A 21,964-nucleotide genomic window follows, 5' to 3' on the forward strand; every position below is an offset into this window, starting at 1 on the left:
CATCCGCCCGCATGGACGGGATGCGCACACCTTAGAGACGACCACTGACAAGAGTGGAGCAATGGGGCAAACGTTCGAACCCGGTTGGTGCGTGCACCCAGGTGAAGGTGCCGACTGGGGTCAGGCAGCGACGCGGTGCTGGGCAAGCTTGTCCAGCATGATCTGATTGGCTTCCCAGCCGTCGGGGAACTTGGCCCGCACGGACAGATGGACGGGGTCCGTCGAAGGGTGGCTGTCCAGAAGGTCAGCGATGCCCTCCCGGGCGACGACGATGCACGCCTGCCGGTGGCGGGAAGCGAGCACGCACAGCCGCCCGGCTTCCAGGTGGAAAGCCGTTGCGTCCCGGCGGCCCGACAACGGGTGCACGACGATGACGACTTCGAACTCGCGGCCCTGCAGCCGGTTCGCGGTGTCCACCACCACGCCCGGCGCGCCGGTGCTGCCGGTCCGGACGAGCGCCGCCCGGACCAGGTCGGCCTGGTCGCGATGGGCGACGCCGATGGCGATGTCGCCGGGTTGCAGTTCGCGGCCGCTCCGGTGGCGCTCGCAGGTGGCGACCGCTCCGCGTTCCAGCAGCCGGCCGGCGAGGTCGGTGGCGGTCTGGAGGGTCTCGGTGTCGGTGCGCGGGACGTGCCGGCGGCGCAGTTCGTGCAGGGCCCACCCGGTGGTGAACGCCTGCGCAAGCGTCTCGTCCAGGTCGGTGCGGGCGAACCCGGTGGTGCGGAACTCCAGAGCGCGGGTGTCTGCACCGGTTCCGGCGGTGAAATGGGTGAACGGGTAAAACGCCCGGGAAATGGTTGGCGCGGCCGTCAGAGGCAGACGCCAGGACACCGGCAGCCGGTGCACAGGGATACCGTGATTGTGCTCCAGCATCACGCTGACACCGTTCTGCGTGGGGTCGTGCGGCAGTCCGATCCAGCGTTCGGTGCCGACGATCGTGAACGGGTCCAGTTGGCCGGGATCGCCGACGAACAAGCCTCGCTCGAAGCGTTCAACGATCTGCAGCAGCATGTCCGAACGCATCTGATAGGCCTCGTCCAGGATCGCCCACCCGAACGTCGCGTCGCGAACAGTGGCCCACTTGGCTGCGGTTGCCACGATGATCCGGCATCCGGTCAGATCCGCCAGCGTGCGGCCGACGACGGCGTTCGTCAGAGCGTTCAGGGCAGCAGACGGGGCGTAGCTGCTGCCGCTCAGCCGTCCGACGGCGATGTCGGGGTGCTCCCGGGCCAGACGCTCGACCAGGTCGTCGACCTGGTTGTTGGTCTGGGCGACGATGATCGGGCGCTCGCCGCCCTCGGTGAGCTCCCGAGCGGCACGCACCACCAGGGTGCTCTTGCCGGCGCCCGGTGGGGAGTCGACGACCACGGCCCGGTGCCCGCCGTCGGCCATGTTCGCGAGAATCGCCTCTGTGGCCGCGGCAGGGTCGGGCACGGAAGGGTCGGGGGTCATGCCGTCGTCAGTCCTCATTGCCCCACTCCTCTGCTGCGGTGTTCTCGGGAACCGCCGATTCGGTGTCGTTTCCGTCGGGGGCGCTGTGTGTCCACGGAGTGGCGTCGGAGGCAGGGAACTGCGGTGACGGACGCCACCCCGGATCGGGCAGGTAGGCGACATACTGGCCCAGCTCCGGGACAGTGCCCTGCTTCGGGACGCGGGCGCGCCCCATCCCACCGGTGATCTCCACCGTGACTCGCGTGGTGCCACCGACACGACGGACGGATACGACCTTGGCCTTGTGACCGGTCGGCATGGACGGGCTGATCAGCTTGGTGTCGGCGGCCAGCCGCAGAGGGTCCTCGGTGAGCACAGTGACGAGCGGCCGCGGCACCCGACTGTTCTTGTCCGTGGTGACCATCCTGCCGGGTTCGGCCTCCACGACCGTCCCGGCGAACGCCTCACCGGCGCTGCGCCGGTCGGCCAGCACGAAACGATCGTCGAACGCCATATCGGCCTCGAACTCGGCCAGTGCATGCTCCAACTGGCCCAGTCGCCGGGCCGCGCCGATCGCAGTATCCCGCTTGCGCTGCGGAAGGGCTCCGGTGTCCTGGTAGTCGGAGTAGGCCGTGAACGCCCTGCAGTCGCTCTCGAAGCGTTTGGCTGCGCGCGGTGCCTCGGGCACAGAACGCAGGAGCGATATGGCCTGCCACACCATGCGCCAGGTGGGCTGGATCTGTCCTGCGATCAGTTCCCGTAGGTCGCTCTCGGCGTCGGCCAGCGCCTGCGGGTCGCCCAGTGCGCTGGCCTCGTCGAAGTTCCTGATTGCCGGGGCCAGGTCGCGGTTGTCGAACTCGGGGGAGGTCGACGGGCCTGCCGGCGGGCACACGTCCGGGTTCTCCGCGTCGGCCATGGCCTGCTCGACACTCAGACCCGGCGGGGGAGCGATCCAGGCCATCAACGAGGCGAGGTTCTGGTTCTCGAGCGTGCTCTGACCTGTTGCCCAGTGCTCGGCGAGCATGCCGGTGACGGGCAGCAGCACGGAGGAACCGGCCTGTTCGGCCCTGTCGACCAGGAACGTCAGCCACATGCCGAGCTCCGGAACGACCTCCGGCACCGCGTAGGGACCGGTCGTCGCACGGAAGCGGCACATGCGTCCCAGGTCGGCCAGAGTTCTGACACCGCCGGGGTTGGGGACCAGGATCTGAGGCGTGTCGGTGTACCGGGAGCGCTCGCCTTCTCCGGACCGGTCCTGGCGGAACGAATTGATGTACTCCATCACGATCCGGCCGAGGCCGGCGGCGAAAGCGAACCGCTGGTCGCGGTTCCGGGGCTGGGCCACGACCAGCAGGGTCCCGTTCCTCCTGGCGGTGCCGACCATCGCGGCCAGCGGAGCGCCGGCTTCTCCGGCCATGGCCAGCGGGATGATCACCAGAGGCCGGCTCGACAGGCGCCGGTGCCGGAACTCGGTCAGGGGCACTGCCCGCATCGACTCCATCGCCTGCACGTGTGCCAGCGCCGACAGCGTGCTCATGCCGCACCCCCGAGATCTTCCAGTTCTGCACGCAGCCGTGCGGCGTGCCGCAGGGCCGCGGCCATCTCCACCTGGTCCTCGCTCGGCTTCAGCTCTCCGCGCGCCAGCCCCATGACCATGGTCGTGGTGTCGATACCGCCGAACTGCTCGCGCACCACCGGGCCGAGGACGTCCAGCGAGGCTTCCGCGCGGGCGCGGCTGCGGCAGTAGAACGCCATCTCGCAGTGGTTGAGGCAGTCCGGGCGGTAGGTCTTGAGGACCTGATCCAGTGTCTCGGCCAGTTCCTCGGGCGGGCGCCGGGGCTGCTCGTCCTCATCCAGGTAGAGATCGAAGGTGAGGTCGTCGGGCAGCAGGTCGACCAGTTCCCCGATGCGCTCGATGCGGGACAGCTGACGGGTCAGGGCGGCCACCTGCTTGCGGGCGTCGACGAAGGCTGCGGTCGGCCGGTTGGTGAAGTCCTTCGGCGCCACCAGCACGATCGTGTCGGAAACGGCCTCCGCACCGATGCCGGCCCGCCCGAGCAGGTCGCGCAGCGCGATGATGTACGCACACGCCTGGGTGGTCGCGGCCCGCACCTGCGTGGGATCGGCCTGTCCGTCGATGATCGGGAAGCTCTTGATCTCCATGACGTGGAAGCGTCCGTCGATGCGAAAGGCGACCAGGTCCGGTTCGAGGTACGCCGGGTGCCCGCCGATCAGCAGGCGCAGCATCGGGTGATCGAACAAGGTGCCCTCACCGTCGCCCCGGGCCGCCCGCAGCAGGACTTCCTCGGTGCGCTCGTAGCGCTTGTCGGAACGGCCGTTCCCGCCGACGTCGTTCAGGTCCTCGTACGCCACCTCCGGCAGTGTCAGCTCCAGGGTCTCGCGCAGGACCCGCAGGAGCTCCGCGCAGCCGTTGTCCTTCACCATCGCCTCGAAGGCGTTGCCGCGTGTGATGGCGAAGACGGACTGGCCGAAGGCCGGGGGGTGGCCGACATGTGCGGCGATCGCGGCCTTGTTGGATCCGGAGGCGTCCAGCAGGGCCCGCAGGGTGCAGCGAGGATTGTTCTCCAGAGCCGCCAGTGACCTGGCGTTGTAGTCCAGGCGCTTCCCGGATCCGCGCAGTGCGGCGAGACGGCCGTCGACTGGTGCTTTCACGATCTCGTAGATCCTTGTGGTGGAAGAGAGGCTGTGGGGGACGGGAGTCAGGCGCGGGCCGACCGCAGGTACGTGACACCCTGAGACGGCGCGCCGAACAACTGCTCGTCGTCCCCGAGGGACTTGCGGGCCTGCCGTGCGGCCGCGGTACGGGTGGCACGGTCGGCATCCGTATGCACGTCCAGTTCGGCCCGGGCGGCAATGACCACCTGCTGGGGATCCAGCGCTCCGCCATGGCTGGAGGCGTCTTTCGGCATGGCGTCAGGGATGTTCACCGCGAAACGCCACAGCAGCCGCAAGGCCTCCGGACTGGGCCCTTCACCTGTGGAATCGGCTGCGGTGTGTACCGCTTCGGCGATGCCGATTGCGCTGGTGAGGAAGTCCACGCGAGGGGACAGCGGGCCTATGACGCGCCGTTCCAGCGGCCAGGTGCTGATGGTGATCAGGGCCCGCACCGGGGTCAGCAGGTCGTGCGCCAGTGCCGGGCACAGGTAGTAGGGCCGGGCGCCCGGGCTGGAGCGGTAGGAGCGTTCCTCGTCTCGGCGCAGGCTGGAGAGCTTGGAGGCGGACAGCTCTCCCGGGAAGAACGCCTCGTGCACCCCGACGATCAGTTTGGGAGCCGCCGGGGCCCCAAGGAGCATCAGGGCGCGGTGGACGTGTTCGCGCGCCGGGAGCTGCGACCCCCGGGCCACCGGAGCGGGCGGGGGCGAGGGAGGCGTTGGCTCGCCGGTGTCGACGAGGGCGTCCCAGGCGCGCTCGGCTCGGCGCAGCTGCATACGCAGCTCGCGGGCCCGTTCGGCGTCACCGGCGGCGGCTGCGTCGCGGATCGCGCGGCGCAGGGTGCCGATGCTCTTCTCCAAGGCGTCCAGCGGATCACTCATGCACCAGACGGTACCAGAGTTCCAGAGCTTTCCAGACTCTTCCCGTGATTCGCGGTATAGTCGGCATCACCGAACCTCCGGCCGCGGCGACGCAACCCGCCTCGCCCCGCAGGCCGTTGCTCTGGAGGCACCCGTGACGGGACGCGTATTCCACACCTCCGACTGGCACTTGGGCCGCCAGATCGGCCGCCATCGACGCGACAGCGAGGTCGACGCCGTCCTGGCCGAAATCATCGACATCGCCGAGGACTACGCCCCCGACCTGATCGTGCACAGCGGCGACCTCTTCGACAGCCCCCGGCCGAGTCTCGACGACATGCGCCGCGCCGCCCACGCACTGCGCCGCCTCGGCGAGATCGCACCCGTGGTCGTCGTCGCCGGCAACCACGACACCACCCACGTCCTGACATTCCTCAAGTACGTCCTCAGCGACATGGGCACCCGCGAAGACGACCAGACCCGGGTCCGCTTCGCCACCGACGCTCATCCCGACAGACTGCTCCTGGCCGAATACCCGACCAGGAACGGGGACTTCACCTTGCGTATCGGCGCACTGCCCTACCTGCACCCCAACCGCTTCACCTACGACTTCGCCAACCCCGACCTGACCACCGCGACCTACGCCGAACGGATGCGCAACGTCCAGGCCGATGTCTACCGCCGCCTGGCCGCTGACCGCGGCCCCCGCGACATCCTCGTCTACGCCGCCCACCTGTTCGTCGAAGGCGCCCTCCCGTCCTACTCGGAGCGGCGGATCTCCCTCAACGCCGAGTACGCGGCCGCAGCAGCATCCCTGCCCGATGTCGCCTACGGCGCCCTCGGCCACATCCACAAACCCCAGTCCGTGGGCCGCTCCGGATTCCCCGCCTACTACGCCGGAAGCCCCCTGCAGATGGACTTCGGCGAAACCGGCGAAACCAAGTGCGTCGTCCTCGCTGAGATCGGCCCGGACACCAACCCCCACATCGATCTGCAAGAGCTCCATGCGGGCCGCCGCCTGGTCCGGCTCGAAGGAACCCTGGAAGAGATCGCCCCGCGTGCCGCCCGTGTGGGTGACGCATGGGTGAAAGCAGTGGTGAACGTCGACACCTTCGACCCGTCCCTGCCGGAAACCCTCGCCAAAATGCTGCCCCGGGCAACTCTCGTCGACATCGACGAACGCCGCTCCGGCACAGCACACCGCGTACTGGACCGGCAGACGGCCGCCACCGAACTCCCCGACATCAACGACCTCCTGCACGACTACCTCGCCGACCGAGGCACCAGCGGCCCGGCCCTGGACCGCGCCATGGCCGCCTTCACACACCTGCGAGCCGAACCCGACCCCGAAGACCCCACACCGTGCTGCGAGGAAACCCTGCTGACCGCGGCCATCGCCGGCCAACCCCTCGACACCCATGACCGCTCCAGCCTGCTGACCGGCATCGACACCACCGACGCGGAGACCACGCGATGAAGCCGATCACCCTCACCCTCACCGGATTCCGCAGCTACCCCACCCAGACCACCATCGACTTCACCGGCAAGAGCCTCGTCGCGGTCCTCGGGGACACCGGCTCCGGAAAGAGCAGCCAGCTCGACGCCATCACCTTCGCCCTGTTCCGCAAAAGCTCCTGGGACGCGAAGGAGCCGCGCCAGCTCATCGCCGACGGCGCAAAAGCCATGAGTGTCGAACTCACCTTCGTGCACGACGGTCAGAACTGGCGTGTCCACCGCACCATGCACGCCACCAACCCCAACGCGGGCCGGCACCACCTGAAGAACCTGGACACCGGCGAGGAGACCGACGGCGCCACGGCCGTCGACAACCGCATCAGAACAGTGCTGCAGATGAGCTACGACACCTTCCTGCGGGTCGGACTCCTCCCGCAGGGCAAATTCGACCAACTCCTCACCGCTGCCCCCAAGGAACGCAGCGAACGGCTCCGTGAGCTGTTCGGCGCCGAATCGCTGGAAGCGATCCGGGACCTGGCGACCCGACACGGCCGCACAATCCAGCAACTCCTCACCGAAGCACGAGTCAAACGGGCTTCCATGCCGGACAATCCCCGCCAGACGGCCTCCGCAGCCGGTGCAGCCGCCGACGCCGCCACCGCCCATGCCCAACGCCTCGACACCGCCATCAAGCGTGTCACGGCACTGCAGGAAGAAGCAGCACAGGCCCGGAGCATTACGGCGGCGGCCACCAACGCCTGCCAGAGCCTGACCACACACAAGGTGGCCGACGCCGACACCATCCTCGACACGCTCGAGCGGACCGCCACCGAACTCGCGGAACGGCGCGACCTCCTCGAACGGCGCAACGAGCAGGCCAAGGCCAGGGAAGAGGAACTGACCGAAGCAATCGCCGCAGCAGAGGGCCAGGGAGAGAGCCGTGAAGCCCTCGTCCAGGCCGCAATGCTCCTGGAGACCTTGGCAGAGAAAGCGGAAGAACACCGAGACGAGCGCGATCGGCTGGCTTCCGTCACCGCGCAACTCGAGAACGAGCACGACGCCATCGCCCAGGCCGAAGCGAAGCTGGCCGAACAGGCCGCAGACATCGAAGCGGCAGCAGAGGCAGCCCGTGCGGCTGTCGAGACCAGCAAGCAGATCCGCACCCACAGCAACATTGTCCGCACCGCGCTGAGCGAGGCCCTCACGGCAGCCCAGTACGTCGCTGACACCGCGCGTGCCCACGCCGCCGCAGCGGACCACCAGGAAGCCGCCCGCGACGATCTCGGCCGGCTTGAGACAGAAGAAGTTGCCGCCTACGCGACCCTCACCACGGCCGAAACGCACCTCGAAACGCTGAAGCTGCGAAAGACGGCTGCGACGATCGCCGCCGGAGTCGCGCCCGGCGACGACTGCCCCGTGTGCCACCGACAGCTCCCTGCCGACTTCCATCCCGCCCCGGCCGACACAAAAGAACTGGCCGGAGCGCACACCCAGCGGGAGCAGGCCAAGAACTCATACGCCGAGGTCACCAGACTGTGCGCTGAAGCCCGCGCCGCAGTGACCGCCGCCGACAAAGCGGTGCGCGAGCACGACAACGAGCACACCTACGCACAGCAGGCAGCCGAAGGGGCCACCCAGAAAGCGGAAGGAGCCTTTCGGACCCTGCAGGACCTGGCCACCAAGGCAGGCACGGAATTCGATGCCCAGTCAGCCACGGTGAGGCTGGCCGTCACCACCGCTGCCCGCGCCTCCACCACATCACCGCCCCAGCAACAGGCCGAACAGGACCCCGCAGCGATCACCTCCGCCATCGCCACATGCGAACAGGAAGCCGACACGCACGCGGAACAGCTGCAGTCCGACGCGTACCACCGCACCGCTGCAGTCAAAGCGGACCGCGCAACGCTGACCGAACGCGCCAAGACGCACCAGCGGAACCAGAAGGAGGCATCTGCCGCGCAAGAGCGGCACAGCCGGGCCGTGGCAAGGACCGCCGCCGACATCGGCAGGCTTCCCCTTCGCATCCAGGCGATGCTGCCGCCCAACCCGACCGACATCCTCGTCGCACACACAAACGCCGCAGCCGCAGCCGTCAGCGCCACACGGGCTGAACAGGAAGAACTGCTCAGCCAGAGGGAGGCAGCCCGGACGGAGAAGACCGCCGTACTCGCCGACCAGCGCACCCTCGAGCACGAGACCACCACGCTCCTGGAACACCCCCTCGAAAAACTGCGCGACCGCCTCGACGCATGGGTCCAGGCCGCATACCAGGCGTGCACCTGCCTCGATGAAGCCGACCGTCCAGCACTGCCCGAGACAACCGGCCAGCCGACCATCTTCCAGACCCGCCACCACGCCGCCACCCTGGCAACGGCGGCCTCGGACCTCGGCGACAAGCTCATGGAGCGGGCCACCGCGGCGACAGAGCGAGCATCCGCCGCCGAGAACCGCCTCAGCGAGCAGGCAGCCGCACTCGCCGACATCGACGCCCCCGCCGACCTCACCACACCCCAATCGCTCCACCCCCTCGTTGCCGCAGCAGCACAGGCAGACAAAGAGGCCACAGACCAGCGCCGCGAACAGCAAGAAGCCGAGAACCTGATCAAGCCGGCAGCAGATCTGGACTTCGCCATCACCGCAGGCGAAGCCCGCTTCGAAGCACTTGAGGTACTCCGCCGCGAACTGGTCGACGCCAAATTCCTGGGCCACCTCACCATGCTGCGCACCCGCGCCCTGCTCGGGGTCGCCAGCGACCTGCTCGGCCAGATGTCCGACGGGCGATTCGGCTTCGCAGACAACTTCGACATCATCAGCCGGACCTCCGGCGTCGCCCATCACCCGAACCGCTTGTCAGGAGGGGAGAAGTTCATGGCATCCCTGGCCCTGGCACTGGCCCTGGCCGAACTGCACTCCCGCAGCGGGCCGGCTCTCGGCTCCCTCTTCCTCGACGAGGGCTTCGCCGCCCTCGACACCAGCGCCCTGGACCTGGCTCTGGAGGTACTCCGCGCACAGGCCGGCGGCGACCGCATGGTCATGGTCATCAGCCACCTGTACGCCGTCGCAGAAGCCGTCGACGACGTGCTGTGGGTGGAGCGCACGACCACAGGCTCCACTGCCCGGTGGCTCACATCGGCCGAGCGAGACGCCATGGCCCAGGACCAACTCGCCAGCGGGCTGCACTCCCAGGCCCGATAGACCACTGCAGTGCACACCCGGAGCATAGACAGGCCCGCACGGTCCTCAACAAACCGTGCGGGACACATGGGAGGCGGTCGCCGTCGAGCAGCCCATCAGCGAATCCCTGTCTCTCACGCCTGAGGCCGGCTCCGGGAGCTGGATCGGCGCGAGGCAGCAGGGGAACATCTGGAACGACAGCAACCACTAGAGGAAGCTGCTGGACTCCAGGACGATCCCACCGATTTCACGTTCCGTTACCTTCATTCCATGGGCGCGGCATTCCCCGAAGCCGTCGGCGACGTCATTACCCGGGCCGACGAGATCGCCGGACTGGACGTCCGTTTCACCGGACACAGCTCCCGCTGGCCGCACCATCGAATCCATCAGGAAGGGCCGCGAACGCGAAGCGAAGTGTCAAGGCGGCTGGTCCAAGGCCAGCCGAGCCTTCGAGGAGTATGTCGAAGAGGCAGGCACGTTGGAGGAGAACGCCCCCGGAATCGCCGACGGCCCCGTACGGCCCCGATCCTTCCGATACGAGGCGTGGACGACACGCAGGGGCAAGGCCGCGTACGAGCTGGAAAAGGAGAGTGTCCTGGACCGGCTCCGAGGTCGCGAGACGTCTGAGGCCGAATGCGGCTGGGCTCCCTGGTGGCTGTAGAAACGACTTCGTTCGGGTGGGTGAGTGGGAAGTCTGGGGCGGACGATCTTGAAGGTGCCCTAGGGTGTACCGATGTTCCCGGTGGCGTCTCGCCGCCGGGACTTCGTGTTTCCTGGGCGGAGATTGACCTTGCGGTATGGGCGCGTGGCGGGGCGGCGGGACGATTCGGATGCCCTTCCTCGGATCGGCTGGGGAGCGCGCGTCCGATCGGCTGCGGCCCCGCTTTCAGTCCCGGCCTACCGGTTGCATTTCACCGCGCGGCTGCTGTCGTGGACCGGGTCCGCGGTGGCCCCGATCGGGTTGGCCTTTGCCGTTCTGCACATCGAGGACGGGGCCGGCGGCCTCGGCCTGGTGCTCGCGGCCGGGATGGTTCCGCAGATCCTGCTTCTGCTCGTCGGGGGAGTCGTCGCCGACCGGTTGGCCCGGGCCCGCGTGATGGTATGGAGCAACGTCGTCTGCTTCGCAGCCGAGGGCCTCGCCGCGCTGCTGCTGTACGCGGACGTGGCCCGCGTGTGGCACCTGGCGGCCATGTCCGCCGGGTGCGGTGCGGCGTCCGCGTTCTTCACCCCAGCCGCCAGCGGGGTCGTCGTCGAAGTGGTGCCCCAAGAGATGCGGCACGCGGCGAACGCTTTGCTCAAGATCGGGCAGAACACGGTGAAGGTCGGCGGCCCCGCGCTCGGCGGCGTGCTGGTCGCGGTCGCGGGGCCCGCGTGGGTGATCGGCTGGGACGCGCTGACCTTCGCGGCGGCGGCTGTGCTGTGCGCGAAGATCAAGCTCGCACCGAGCCGGGTGAAGATGCGGGCGGGGTTCGTTACCGACCTGCGCGAGGGCTGGCGCGATTTCTGGTCCCGCACCTGGCTGTGGATCATGGTCGTGCAGGGCTCGGTCATCGTTCCGATGTGGCTGGTCGGGTATCAGCTCCTTGGCCCGGTGTACGGCCAGCGGTTCCTCGGCGGCTCCGGTCCATGGGGTCTGGTCGTGTCCGGATTCACGGGCGGCCTGATCGCCGGCGCCGCACTCGCGCTGATGTGGAAGCCCCGGCGGATCGGCCTGGTGGTGTGCTTTGGCACCGGCTTCATGGCGCTGCCGCTGGCCATGATGGCGCTCGACCTGCCCGTCCTGGTGCTGATCGGAGTGACTGCAGTTGCGGGGACCGGCCTGGCGGTCAGCATGACCACGTGGGCCAGTCTCGTGCAGGAGCGCATCCCGAAGGACCGGCTGAGCAGGACCACCTCCTACTCGACGCTGGGGCAGCTTCTTCCCGTCCCCCTCGGCTACCTCGCGGCCGGTCCCGCTGCCGAGCTGCTCGGTGTACGGGCCGTCCTCGCGGTAGCCGCCGTCGTGATCGCCGCCGCCGCCACTTCACCGCTGCTGATCCGTCAGATCAGGGAGCTGTCCCGGGCCGTCACGGACGAGTCCGTCGACTCCGAGCTGACCTCGGTGGCGCGGGCCCCGAGGTAGAAAGCGCGGGTGACTTCGACGGCCCCGGCGAAATCACGGAATGCTCGATCGCGGGCGGCGGCGTCACGGGTCGGCGAGTCCGTGTGATGGTCCAGGCCCCAGGTAGTGAGCAGATGCTGCGCGAGACGCTCAGGGGCGAGATGCGCGATGGTGTGCTGGGGGTTGCCGGCCGCAACCGCCGTGTTGATCCGGTACGCGGCGGCCACCCACTCGGCTGTCTGCACGGGTGAGTCGAACAGGTCCCCGGCCTCGGCATGGCCGGCCGGCCACGCGTCCCATGCTCCGTCGAGCCGGGCCGAGCGCACCATGATGCGCAGCAGCGCCTCGTTCTGGGGCAGGGACTGCATCTCGTCGGGCGTCAGCCAGAAGGTGCGCTGCTCCGGCGATAGGGCCGTAAGGCTCATGCCGTCGGCGGAGGCCGCCTCGATCGCCGCGGCCTCCAACTGTGCGGCGGGCACCGTGGTGGGAAGTCCCGCGATCCGGCTCAGGACCCGTGCTCGCCACCAGGCCGGGAAACCGGGGTCGTAGATCTGCTGATGCTGGAGGAGAGGGAGGAACGGCATCTCGATGCCCGGCGCGGTGGGACGGAAAGTCGCCGTCCAGTACCGGACGAAGCTGGTCTTCCACAGCTCCTCACGCCACGCCCCGGAGCCCGACGGGACCGGAACGCCTGCCGCCACCAGGGCCAGCGCCTCCTCGGCGTCCTCGCGTTTGGCGTCGTACGGGTGGGCCATCCGCCAGCCGTCCAACGTAGTGAAGGGCTCGTCCAGGGCCGCCTTGCGCGCGACGCGGCCGAGCGCCTGCCACGTCCGGCGGGTGTAGGGGAGGGAGCGTGCCAGGTCCAGGAGGGACAGGGCGTCGTGGCTGTTGAGCCTCTCGTCCGAGACGGAGCGGTCGAGGGCCGTGCGGATGTTCACGAGGGCCTCAGAGAGCTGCTCACCTTCGGGGGTGTGCAGGACGGCGACCTCGTCATCCGCGTCCAGGCGGCCGGCGTGGAAGTCCTCGAAGATCCTCCCCACGCCAACCATCCCGTACGGGGCGAGCTCGGCAGCCCGCAGGGCTCCCATGCTGGCAGCGCCGACCACGGCGACACCATCGGCCAGGAGGGCGAGGATCTCCTTGTGCCGCACGGGAGCGCTCTGGTGCCACACGCCGTCGATGATCAGCGCGACGTCGCCGGGGCCCAGCGCGAGACGGAGCAGACCGCCGTGCTTGACCGGCGGGTGCGGCACCGCGTGCGGCACGAGTTTGCGGATGCGGTCGGCGCCGATAGTAGGGCCCGCGAAGACGTGGATGGTCATGCGGCGGCCTCCGGGCGCGGGCGGGGGATGATGTGGCGGGAGCTGTAGCGCAGGTGCGGCGCGCAGACCTTGACCACGGCGAACTCCTCGCGCTCGTACGGTCCCGTGGTCAGGTCCACCACGACCGGGGCGGCGCCGACCCTCGCGGCGATCACGGACGCCAGGCAAGCGGCCTCGGCCTGGTGGGTGGGAAACGTCGAGCTGTACCGGCGGGTGATGTGCTCCCAGGGGGTGCACCGCGCGGACGCCGGGGCGGGACCTTGGTGTGTGCCAGGGCGGTAGACGACGGGGTGGGTGTCGTCGCGGCTTCCAGTGATCAGGGTCAACCGTGTTTGGGCCGCTTCGGTGATCGCCCGGGACAGGGCGACGCTCGGGTCCAGGTAGGCGCCGGAGCCGCTGACGAGGACGGTGGGCTGGTCCTCACGCCAGAGGAAGCAGGCCATCACGGGCACGCCGAAGCGCGTGGGGAGGTGCCACAGCTCGAACCAGGCCGCCGCGGAGAGGAGCCGGCCGAGGAGCGCGGAGCAATGCGGGTCGTCGATGCTCCAAGGGGCGAGAAGCTGCGCGTCCTCGGTGTGCGGGGTGTCGTTGAGATCGCTGATGGCGTCGCGCTCGATGACCTCGTACAGGGCGTGAACGGTGGCTTCGGACCGGGTGTTGCCAGAGGCGAGGCCGTTGGTCGAGGCGCTGGGCAGGTGCATCCGCCAGTCGGTGTGTGCCTCCCTTCCGATCTTCACGGCCGCGACAGGAACGGGCACGGGGCTGTTGTCCACGGCGGAGCGGCCGGTGATCCAGTCCAGCCGGGTGCGGTTGGTGAGGAGACTCCCATCGTGCTGCTCAAGCGCGGTGACCGGGTACGGCAGGCCCATCTCCGTGGCCGGGGTGCGCCGTACCGAGACGGGCGGGAGGGAACGCTCGGCGTGCCATGCCTCGATCGCCTCCATGGCGCCGGAGACGCGGGCGGCGTCGCGGGTGACGCCCTTGCCCTGGGCGACGGACAGGGTGCGGGCGAGCGGGCGGACGGCCATGGTGACGGGGATGCCGATGTCGTCCAGGCCCGTGACGTCGGCGACCCGGGTGATCCCGAAACCGTCGAGAAGCGGACGGATGGCCTTCCACGTGTCGGACGGGGGGCGGGTGCGGTGTGTGCCGTCGAAGTACGTCTTGTGCATAGTCAGCTCCTGCGTAACGACGGCGCCCGGCCGCCGGAGTGTCCCAGGGAAGGGAGCTCCGGCGACCGGGCGCGCTGAGGGTCAGACGGCGGGGTGCTCGTAGGTGTGGGTGTCGGGGAAGGCGGAGTCCGGCACGGCCGGGTCGCCGCCGGTGTTCTGCGGAAGGTTGCCCTCGGCGTGCAGCTCGGCCACGAACTCGGCCGGGTCCACTGCCTTGGTGGTGGCTTCGATGTTGCGCATCGGTGCTCCTTGTCGGGTGGGCTGCTGCTACACCGTGAGGTCGGTGAAGCAGATGGTGATCAGTACCTCGCGCGACTGGGAGTCGAGAGGGGTACGCCAGTGGGGGATTCGGCTTCCGTCGAATCCGGCGAGGACGCGGTGGCGGATGGGGAACTCCTCGCCACCGTCGGGGTACGGGGTGTCCGCGAGGCGCTCGGTGACCTGTTCGGTGGTCAGCCAGCGCAGGTTGGGGAGCCAGCCCATCGCGGCGAGGCCGGGGGTGAGGCCGCACGAGAAAGTGATCTCGCATTTCCCGTCGTCGCAGTGGACGTGCATGTAGTCGCCGGGCGCGTAGAACTTGAACCCGAAGCGGATCGGCGTCATCTTCGTCTGGCTGGTCGCCTCGCCGGCGACCTCGGCGAGTTCCTTGGACATAGCCAGGGAGCTGAGCGCCGGACCGCCGGGGTGGACGCGGCAGCGCTGGGGGGAGGTGATCGAGCCGTCCCGCATCGGCAGCAGGCCGGGCCGCTGGTTGTGGCGGACCACGGAGTGCGGCTCGCACTGCTCGGCTTCCTGGGCGATCTCCTCCCACAGGGAGGAGCTGATGACGTCCGGCGGGACGTCCGCGCGGCCCTCGGCGAGCCACGTCTGGCGCAGCACGGTCCCCATCACAGGTCCATGAAGGACATCGTGGCGAGCATCCCCCTCGCGGGCTGACGCGGACGCCAGTGCGGCACGGCGTACCCGGCGAAGGCGCGGACGCTCCCGTCGCCGTAGGGGTGCTCCAGGCTGGTGAAGCCCTCGCCGCTCGGGAAGATCCCGCGCTCGCTGACGACCTCGCCGAGCTGGTCGGGGTGGGCGTTGTGCAGGTGCGGGGCCCAGCCCATCGGGGGCAGGTTCTCAGTGAGGGCGATGGCCACGGTCACCGTGGACTTCACCGAGTCGGTGTGGATGCCCTGGAAGTCGCCCTTCTCGTACAGGACGACGGCCCCGCCGCGGGGGATGAGGCGCGGGATGCCGGTGGTCTTGCGCAGCGCGGTCAAGAGACCCTTGTCGTAGGCCAGGTTCTCCAGGACGGGGCCGGGCGGGATGAAGGCGCAGTGCACGGGGGTGGCGAAGGAGCCTTCCCGGTGCGCGGCGGTGTGGTCGTGGATGTGCGCGGTGGCGAGCCCGACGCGCTCGTTCGCCTCGGCCACGATGGCCTCGAAGCGGTCGAGCTCCAGGACGTCCGGCACCACGACGGTGCCCTTCTCGTCCCACGCGGCTCGGGCGGGAAGCTGTGCGATGGAGTGACCGGTGTTCATGAAGGGCTCCTTGCGCGAGAGGTCATGGAGGGTGCGGAAGCGCTCAGCCGTGCGATACCTCGGGAAGTCGGCGACCGTCACTGACCGGAATCGGTCTCCGGCTGCTCGCCTTCGGCGGCGGCCAGGAACCTCTCCCATCCGGCCTCGGCGAGGGCCACCAGATCGCGGCTCGGGACGCCGTACAGCCGGGGCTCACCTTGGGCGCCGGAGTCCGGCGAGCGGTGAGGGAAGGGCGCGGTCATCGGCTTCTCCTCGGTCGGGGCGGGCAGCAGCGGGCCGCATTGGCGAACGGACGCGTTGCGGCCCGCTGCTGCGGGGAGCCACCTGAGTCCAAGCTCCGGGGGGCGTATGAACAGTCAACGCGGCTGCGTCCGTTCGGACTATGTCTGACGGAGGGGCTGCAAAGTCTGTGCGTCGATCGGCACACTCCGTGCATGGGCGATTCACTGGGGGATGTGCTGCGACAGGCTCGGAACGCCAAGCGCCTGTCACAAAGTGAGGTCGGTAAGGCCGTCGGATACTCCGGCTCATGGCTCTCACGGGTCGAAAACGACAAGATCCAGCCGGACGAGGACACGCTGCTCGCCTTATGTGGTGTCCTGGGGCTGACTGCTGCTGACGTCGGACTCGAAGGGGATGCCGTGCACCGCCGAAAAGTGCTCACACTCGGGCTGGGGGTCGGAATCGCCGCCGCGCTGCCCAGCACGGCAGCCGCCGCGGCCGACCCCAAGGAGCTGGTGGAGCGGTCCCTGTTCCACCTCCCCGACGCACGGCAGGCGTCGCGTGAGGCGCTCTTCTCCGCGCTCGTCGAGGCCCGGACGGTGTTCCAGGCGGCCCAGTACAGCAAGCTAGGGCGGACGCTACCGTCGTTGATCTCCGGCTCCCTCGCCTCGCAGGCCCACGACATCGCCGCCCGCGCCTACGTCCTGCTCGCACAGCTCGCGATCAAGAACTACCAGGGCATGGCGTGGGTCGCGGCCGAACGGGCACGGGCCCAGGCGGAGCTGACCGGCAACCCGGTGGTGATGGGCGAAGCCGCGCACTCCATGGGCGTCTCCCTGCGCCGCAGCGGTGACTATCAGGCTGCGATCGACCATCTCCAGGAAGCGGCCGGACGGTTGGGTCAGCATCCGGATGAACTCGCGATGCGGGGCACGCTGATGCTGACAGCGTCCTACAGTGCGGCACAGGCCGGTTGGCGGGGGCAGGCGATGGAGCTGATCGGCGATGCCGAGGAGACGGGAAGCGCCGGGAGACGACCGCACAGCGTCTCTACATCCCCGGCGAGTTCGGGGAAGCCCAAACATGCGGCTTCCGCATCTCCGTCCACCACGCCCTCGGCGAGGACGACCAGGCGCTGAGGTACGCGGAGAAGCTCGATCCGCGGCGGCTTCCGACGGCCGAGCGGCGGGGACGCATGTGCATGGACGTCGCCCGGGTCTGGCAGGCGCTCGACGAGCCCGAGATGACGTTCCACGCTCTCCGCGCCCTGGCATCGTACGCACCGGAGGAGGCGACTCGGCCGAAGGTGCGGGGGATCACTGCGGAGCTGCTGATGATGCACCCGGAGATGCCGGGGCCGCGCCGGTTCTCCCAGAAGATCGGAGCGACTGTCTGATGAGGAAGGGCGACAGCATGAACGAGGACGGCCGGATCTTTCGCGAGGCGTGGATCACCGGGGCCAAGAAGCACTTCCCCGGGGAACCGAAGCCGGGATACATCGCACCGTGGGACGAGACGCCGGAGTGGGAACGGCAGTCTGCGGCGGCCGTCTATGGCCAGGTGCGCGACTTCGTCCAGGTGAGCGGCGGGCAGACGGCCAAGCTGAGCCGGGAGCAGAAGGGCCGCTTCGTCGCCCTGTGCTGGATCGCGCAGATCCACAAGCACATCGAGGACCCGAAAGCCGGATACGTCGCCGACTGGGATGCCCTTCCCAAGTGGCAGCAGGAGACCGACGCGGACATCTTCGAGCACATCGAGCAGACCGTCTGATCCCGAGAACGACGAAGCCCCCGCTGGTCCGGATCGCTCAGGGGTGAGGGCTGTCGTGCCTCATGCGTTAAGGCATGGAGGAGCTTGTACTTGTCCGGGTCCCAACGGACGAGGGCATCCCGGTGCTGTTGTTCGGTGCCAATGTGGGTGGCGAGGGTGCGCGTGATGTGGTTGGCCCTGGTGCCGACGACAAGGCCGCTGACGCGGGAGCAGCCGGGTTGGGGACCGTCGTCCAGGAGAAGGGCGTCTTCCGCCACGAGCAGGGTGTGCGGCGGAAGGACCATCGTTGACTGCGGCGTAGGCACGGGCGTGGGTGATGTGGAGGAGGGCCTCGGTCTGGCCGTCGACGTGGTCAAGCCCGGCCTGGAGGGTGCCTTCGACGAGGTTGACGCAGCGATGGGGCTGCTTGAGGCTCAGGGACGCAGTGGATGACCATGGCATGACCAACCACCCGCGTGGCGCGCCTGGGAGGTGGCGAGGTCACAGCGTCTGTACGGTCATGGACGGCACCCCGGACAGGACGGGTGCGCACCGTGAGCCGGTCCTGTGCTCTTCGCACGTGCACGGGACCGGCCGTGCACCACAAGACCAGTCCGCGTCAGGTCAGCGGATCGCCTCGTCCATGAGGACGTAGAGCAGCCCGACCAGAGAGCCACTGCTGACGATCTCGCGGCGGTCGATCATGCCCCGCACGTCGGCCAGCGGGATCCACTCGATCCGGTCCGACTCGTTCTTTTCCGTCGGCGGACCCTCGTACGTCGCCCCGTCGGCCCGGAAGACATGGTGCTGGGAGTCGGTGATGCCGTTGGCCGGCTCGGCGTAGATCAGCGGCTTGATGGGACCGGGCCGCCAGCCGGTCTCCTCCAGCACCTCACGGGCCGCCGCATCGGCCGGCGTCTCGCCCTCCTCGACCAGGCCCATGGGCAGCTCCCACGCCCAGGCATCCGTGATGAAGCGGTGCCGCCACATCATCAGCACCTCGCGCCGCTCGTTGACCACGGCGGCCACGTCCAGATGACGGAGCTTCACGACGTGGTGCTCCCACCGGTTCCCGTCCGGCGTCTCGACGTCGGTGAGCCACAGGTTCACCCAGCTGTTCTCGTAGATCGGACGTTCCCCATGGATCTTCCACTGCATCGCTGCGGCCCCTCTCGATCGGCCTCCAGCATCGCAGAGTCAGCCAGGAGATCCGCTGGGGCAGCCCTGCGCCCTTCGCTCTCGAGGCGGTCTTTGATGCCGGACGGGCAGGAGGCCAGCCGGACGCGGGCACGTCTCGCACCACACAAGGCGACCACTACCAGTGCTCGACCAAATCGAAGGCGCCATCGCGCCCCCACGCCTTGATATCGAAGGTAGAAGAGAATTTTTATTGCGAGATTTCAGGCAACAACCCTGCTCCCGGCCCCGCTGAGAAAAGCGGCGGCGGTCTTGGGGAGCCAGGAGATGAGGAGACAACAGGCCCATGACGACAGGATCGTTGGTCTCGGTGGATCAGGCTGACAAGGAGGAGCGAGAAACTGCCGAGGGTGCTGCCACGTTGACAGCGTCGCTCACCCCTGTTCTCAACCCATCAGGTTCAGCCGGTGGTACCAGAGACTGTGCCGCGCGGGCGGCTTCGACGAACGGCGCACGCAGGGAAGCGAACCGTTCCATGAGCGGATCGCGGACAGGGCCGCCGATCATCCGCGACCAGGCAGCCGGCACACGGTCGACGACCGCAAGAACACCGGCTATCTCGCCCTCGGCCATGCACCGGCTCTCCTGGAGGCAGTACTCCAGGAGACCCCGGTCCCTCCACCGTTCCTCATCTTCCCGTTCAGGCCACTCCAAGAGGAACTCCCACGCCACGAACGCTGCGCCATGATGATCGTGGTCACAGGTCTCCGCATTGAACGGGCACCAGCCGCCCTCCAGAGCCCGCACAGCTGACCGGAGCACTGCCCTGTCCAGCGCAAGCTTCTCCAGCGTCCGGCAGTACTCCCGCAGCGCTTTTGCATGACGCAGAAGCTCCGGTGGCGCCAGGAGCTCCAACGAACCCAGTGTCGTCTCCACTGCCATGCCGTGAGGGGTGAGCTGAGCGTGACGCTCCTCAAGCGCGAGGCCGGGCAGCTGCTCAACGGTGCGCGCGAGCGCGTCGCAGGCCCGCAGGAAGGCGGCAGACGTGTCGGCCAGTGCGGTCTGCTGCCGCAGCTTGAGCTCTCCACGCGTCTGGACACGGGCCGCGGCCACGGAGCCATGGGCCTGGTTGACGCCCGAAACGACGGTCGCGTCCGCCGACTGCCTGCCGCTGCGCCTGGCCCACAAGGCGGCCAGGAACGCGATGGGAGGCGTGAGGAAAGCGGTGGCGACAGCGACGAGATCTACCAAGTCCATGGAACCGATGCTGTCGGCCCGGGCCGGGAGTGCAGGCGCCATGGCAGATACTGCCGCAAAGTGACAGGCCATGATCACCCCTGTACCCCGCCTGTCATGTACGGGGCACGTTCAAACTGGTGGCGCCTGGCCCGCAGGGCTGCTCCGCCGCGCATGTTCCTCGACGTAATGGTCGCCCGTGCCGTCGACGACGACCTGGACGGGTTGGGCAGCGTGCGAGAGGGCGGGTGGTTGTCCCGCGGTTCTGGATAGGCGTTCCTGTCCTGCCCTGTGCACGCGACGGTAGCGGCAGAGCCCTCTACAGTCCGGGCCATGACAAAGATGATCTTGATGTATGGCCCGGAGCACGGTCGGATCCTGGCAACCGAGGCAACCGAGGCAACCGAGGCAACCGACGAAGGCGAAGTGCTGCGTGAGGCCGGCTGGAGCTACCGGCTGACCGAGGACGTGGACGAGCAGGGGAGGCGTATCGCACGGGCCTATATGGACTGACCGGGCGGTAGGACCTTGCGGCCACGGCCTGACTGGTGGTTCGTTTCCTTCTCTGTTGCGGAAGGGAGGGAGAACAAGGGTGAGGGGTGGGAGAGAAGCCTGGAAAGCGCGTCACCTGCGCCGCCGTATTCAGGCCGCCAGGAGCCCGCCGGACCGGCCGAAGACGTTCTCGAACGGCATGGACCGGTCGGCGGGGACGAGGGGGTAGGGCGACCCGGAGCCAGCAGTTGTTCGGGGGCCTTCTTGCCCGTAACCGAGGGCGTCGTAGGGGGTGAGGAGGTCGAAGACGTAGTAGAGGGGGAGGGCGGTCCAGGCGACGAGCTGGAGGTGGGCGTTGACTGCGGCGCGCTCGACGACGTGCCGTCGGCTTGCGCGACTGGTCATGCGGCTCTTGCAGTCGATCAGGACCACTTGCCGCTCACGGGCGGCGATGAGGTCGGGCGTCCAGCGCAGCGAGCTGGTGGTGTGATGCAGGGCGAGCCGTATGGGCTCGCCCATGATGCCCTGTCCCCAGGGACTGACGTGCCAGCCGCGGTGGTTGAGTTCGCGGGCGACGCGCTGTTCATGGGCGTCACCGATTGCCTTCCTTCTCTGAAAGCTCGCCATACGGGGGAGTGTGGCGCACCTCGGCCCTGGTGAAACAGAGACCGCTCCCCGGCCCGGTACGGTTCGGCCACACCCTTCCCACGTCCGTGGACGTCCGTGGTTGTCCGCGGGTGTCCGCCCCTGTCCGACGGTGTCTCACCATGTCCGGCTATCACCGGCTGGAACTTGGCCGGATCCCATGCCTCCCGGGCCTGCTCCGCAGAGGGGCGGCTTCCGCCCGCGCGTCGGTCAGGGGCGCCAGCCCCTGGAGAAACGTGTGTACGAAGAGGACACCCTGAGCAGAAACAGCACCCCGCCCTGATCAAGCGTGAGCCCACCACACCCCACCACGTGTGAGTCGGCCCTATCGCCACCCATAAGACGGAAACCAGATGCCACGGCGTTCGAAACAACCACCCCACCGCGCAAACCCCCGCAACACCACGGCAACCTCCCCGCCAGGGGAGGTACCACCAAATCAAATCACTGCCCAACAAACCCATATGACATCAAGACGTCGGCAGGCGCCCCAGATAAAGCACCCCCTTCCCGCCAGGGAAGGGCAATCACCAACACCCTGTCATGCCATCAGGCATGACACACCACTAACCTCCGGCCGCCAGGCCGGAGTTGACAACCAACCCACGTTGGGCCGTCAGGCCCAACCCCCACCCCCATATCGCCCCCGTCAGGGGGCGAGCCCCCACAACCCCCGTCATGCCGTCAGGCATGACGCCGCGCCACTCTCCCGCCGTCAGGCGGGAGTTGGGCCGCCAGGCCCAACTTAAGAGCCGACAGGCTCTCCGCCCCC

General features: G+C 68.7%; 20 protein-coding genes and 1 pseudogene. 7 read left to right on the forward strand and 14 right to left on the reverse strand.

Annotation, left to right across the window (positions count from 1 at the left end):
* Positions 1–120 precede the first annotated feature (120 nt).
* Genes IE219_RS29920 through IE219_RS29935 form a run of 4 tightly spaced genes read right to left on the reverse strand, consistent with a single transcriptional unit; the run spans position 121 to position 4,985 of the window.
* Positions 121–1,470: an AAA domain-containing protein gene (locus IE219_RS29920; RefSeq protein ID WP_229850207.1), complete on the reverse strand. Its 1,350-nt coding sequence runs from the start codon at positions 1,468–1,470 to the stop codon at positions 121–123.
* Positions 1,460–2,968, reverse strand: a complete 1,509-nt coding sequence (locus IE219_RS29925; RefSeq protein WP_189983202.1) for a hypothetical protein — start codon at positions 2,966–2,968, stop codon at positions 1,460–1,462. Before IE219_RS29925 ends, IE219_RS29920 begins: the two co-directional genes overlap by 11 nt.
* Entirely contained in the window at positions 2,965–4,104 is a 1,140-nt protein-coding gene (locus IE219_RS29930) for a hypothetical protein (protein ID WP_189983204.1), read from the reverse strand. The genes IE219_RS29925 and IE219_RS29930 overlap by 4 nt, the downstream gene beginning before the upstream one ends.
* Positions 4,105–4,151: 47 nt before the next feature.
* Entirely contained in the window at positions 4,152–4,985 is an 834-nt protein-coding gene (locus IE219_RS29935) for a hypothetical protein (protein ID WP_189983206.1), read from the reverse strand.
* Between the two features lie 133 nt (positions 4,986–5,118).
* Here IE219_RS29935 and IE219_RS29940 point away from each other — a divergent pair, with 133 nt between their 5' ends.
* The 3 genes from IE219_RS29940 to IE219_RS29950 all read left to right on the forward strand — a co-directional run bounded on the left by IE219_RS29940 (position 5,119) and on the right by IE219_RS29950 (position 11,715).
* Positions 5,119–6,441, forward strand: a complete 1,323-nt coding sequence (locus IE219_RS29940) for a metallophosphoesterase family protein (protein ID WP_189983208.1) — start codon at positions 5,119–5,121, stop codon at positions 6,439–6,441.
* Positions 6,438–9,614: an AAA family ATPase gene (locus tag IE219_RS29945; RefSeq protein WP_189983210.1), complete on the forward strand. Its 3,177-nt coding sequence runs from the start codon at positions 6,438–6,440 to the stop codon at positions 9,612–9,614. Before IE219_RS29940 ends, IE219_RS29945 begins: the two co-directional genes overlap by 4 nt.
* 784 nt (positions 9,615–10,398) lie before the next feature.
* A complete protein-coding gene (locus IE219_RS29950) occupies positions 10,399–11,715 on the forward strand; it encodes an MFS transporter (protein ID WP_268256870.1) in 1,317 nt (438 codons plus the stop codon).
* Here the strand turns inward: IE219_RS29950 and IE219_RS29955 are convergent.
* From IE219_RS29955 to IE219_RS29980, 6 genes are all read right to left on the reverse strand, one after another.
* Complete coding sequence (locus IE219_RS29955) at positions 11,634–13,016, reverse strand: TfuA-like protein (protein WP_189983212.1); 1,383 nt, start codon at positions 13,014–13,016, stop codon at positions 11,634–11,636. The genes IE219_RS29950 and IE219_RS29955 overlap by 82 nt on opposite strands.
* The gene (locus IE219_RS29960) at positions 13,013–14,188 is read right to left on the reverse strand and encodes a YcaO-like family protein (protein ID WP_189983214.1); all 1,176 of its coding nucleotides are present in this window, start codon (positions 14,186–14,188) and stop codon (positions 13,013–13,015) included. The genes IE219_RS29955 and IE219_RS29960 overlap by 4 nt, the downstream gene beginning before the upstream one ends.
* Before the next feature lie 81 nt (positions 14,189–14,269).
* The gene (locus IE219_RS29965) at positions 14,270–14,428 is read right to left on the reverse strand and encodes a hypothetical protein (protein WP_189983216.1); all 159 of its coding nucleotides are present in this window, start codon (positions 14,426–14,428) and stop codon (positions 14,270–14,272) included.
* A 27-nt stretch (positions 14,429–14,455) separates the two neighbouring features.
* Entirely contained in the window at positions 14,456–15,076 is a 621-nt protein-coding gene (locus tag IE219_RS29970) for a hypothetical protein (RefSeq protein WP_189983218.1), read from the reverse strand.
* On the reverse strand, positions 15,076–15,711 hold the full coding sequence (locus IE219_RS29975; protein ID WP_189983220.1) for a hypothetical protein: 636 nt from the start codon (positions 15,709–15,711) through the stop codon (positions 15,076–15,078). The genes IE219_RS29970 and IE219_RS29975 overlap by 1 nt, the downstream gene beginning before the upstream one ends.
* A 77-nt stretch (positions 15,712–15,788) precedes the next feature.
* Positions 15,789–15,953 carry a hypothetical protein gene (locus IE219_RS29980; protein WP_189983222.1) on the reverse strand — a complete coding sequence of 55 codons (165 nt, stop codon included), beginning with the start codon at positions 15,951–15,953 and terminating at the stop codon, positions 15,789–15,791.
* A 192-nt stretch (positions 15,954–16,145) separates the two neighbouring features.
* On the opposite strand from IE219_RS29980, the gene IE219_RS29985 reads away from it, so the two are divergent.
* From IE219_RS29985 to IE219_RS29995, 3 genes are all read left to right on the forward strand, one after another.
* Positions 16,146–17,072: a helix-turn-helix transcriptional regulator gene (locus tag IE219_RS29985; protein ID WP_189983223.1), complete on the forward strand. Its 927-nt coding sequence runs from the start codon at positions 16,146–16,148 to the stop codon at positions 17,070–17,072.
* Positions 17,073–17,134: 62 nt separating this feature from the next.
* Positions 17,135–17,329, forward strand: a complete 195-nt coding sequence (locus IE219_RS29990; RefSeq protein WP_189983225.1) for a hypothetical protein — start codon at positions 17,135–17,137, stop codon at positions 17,327–17,329.
* Positions 17,330–17,346: 17 nt separating this feature from the next.
* Complete coding sequence (locus IE219_RS29995) at positions 17,347–17,703, forward strand: hypothetical protein (protein WP_189983227.1); 357 nt, start codon at positions 17,347–17,349, stop codon at positions 17,701–17,703.
* A gap of 62 nt (positions 17,704–17,765) precedes the next feature.
* On the opposite strand, the pseudogene IE219_RS32110 reads toward IE219_RS29995, so the two are convergent.
* The 3 genes and pseudogenes from IE219_RS32110 to IE219_RS30005 form a co-directional block, all read right to left on the reverse strand.
* Positions 17,766–18,120 (reverse strand): annotated as a pseudogene (locus IE219_RS32110) (tetratricopeptide repeat protein); the annotation flags it as partial.
* 186 nt (positions 18,121–18,306) lie between these two features.
* Positions 18,307–18,840, reverse strand: a complete 534-nt coding sequence (locus IE219_RS30000; protein ID WP_189983229.1) for an NUDIX hydrolase — start codon at positions 18,838–18,840, stop codon at positions 18,307–18,309.
* A gap of 354 nt (positions 18,841–19,194) precedes the next feature.
* The gene (locus IE219_RS30005) at positions 19,195–20,076 is read right to left on the reverse strand and encodes a hypothetical protein (protein ID WP_189983231.1); all 882 of its coding nucleotides are present in this window, start codon (positions 20,074–20,076) and stop codon (positions 19,195–19,197) included.
* 312 nt (positions 20,077–20,388) lie between these two features.
* Between IE219_RS30005 and IE219_RS30010 the strand changes: the two genes are divergently transcribed.
* Positions 20,389–20,568, forward strand: coding sequence for a hypothetical protein (locus IE219_RS30010; protein ID WP_189983233.1), 180 nt, complete (start codon positions 20,389–20,391; stop codon positions 20,566–20,568).
* Positions 20,569–20,697: 129 nt separating this feature from the next.
* Here the strand turns inward: IE219_RS30010 and IE219_RS30015 are convergent, their stop codons facing one another.
* A complete protein-coding gene (locus IE219_RS30015; RefSeq protein WP_229850210.1) occupies positions 20,698–21,066 on the reverse strand; it encodes a hypothetical protein in 369 nt (122 codons plus the stop codon).
* Between the last annotated feature and the right edge of the window lie 898 nt (positions 21,067–21,964).

Origin of the sequence: Streptomyces termitum (genome assembly GCF_014650175.1) — a bacterium.
Classification (GTDB): Bacteria; Actinomycetota; Actinomycetes; order Streptomycetales; family Streptomycetaceae; genus Streptomyces; species Streptomyces termitum.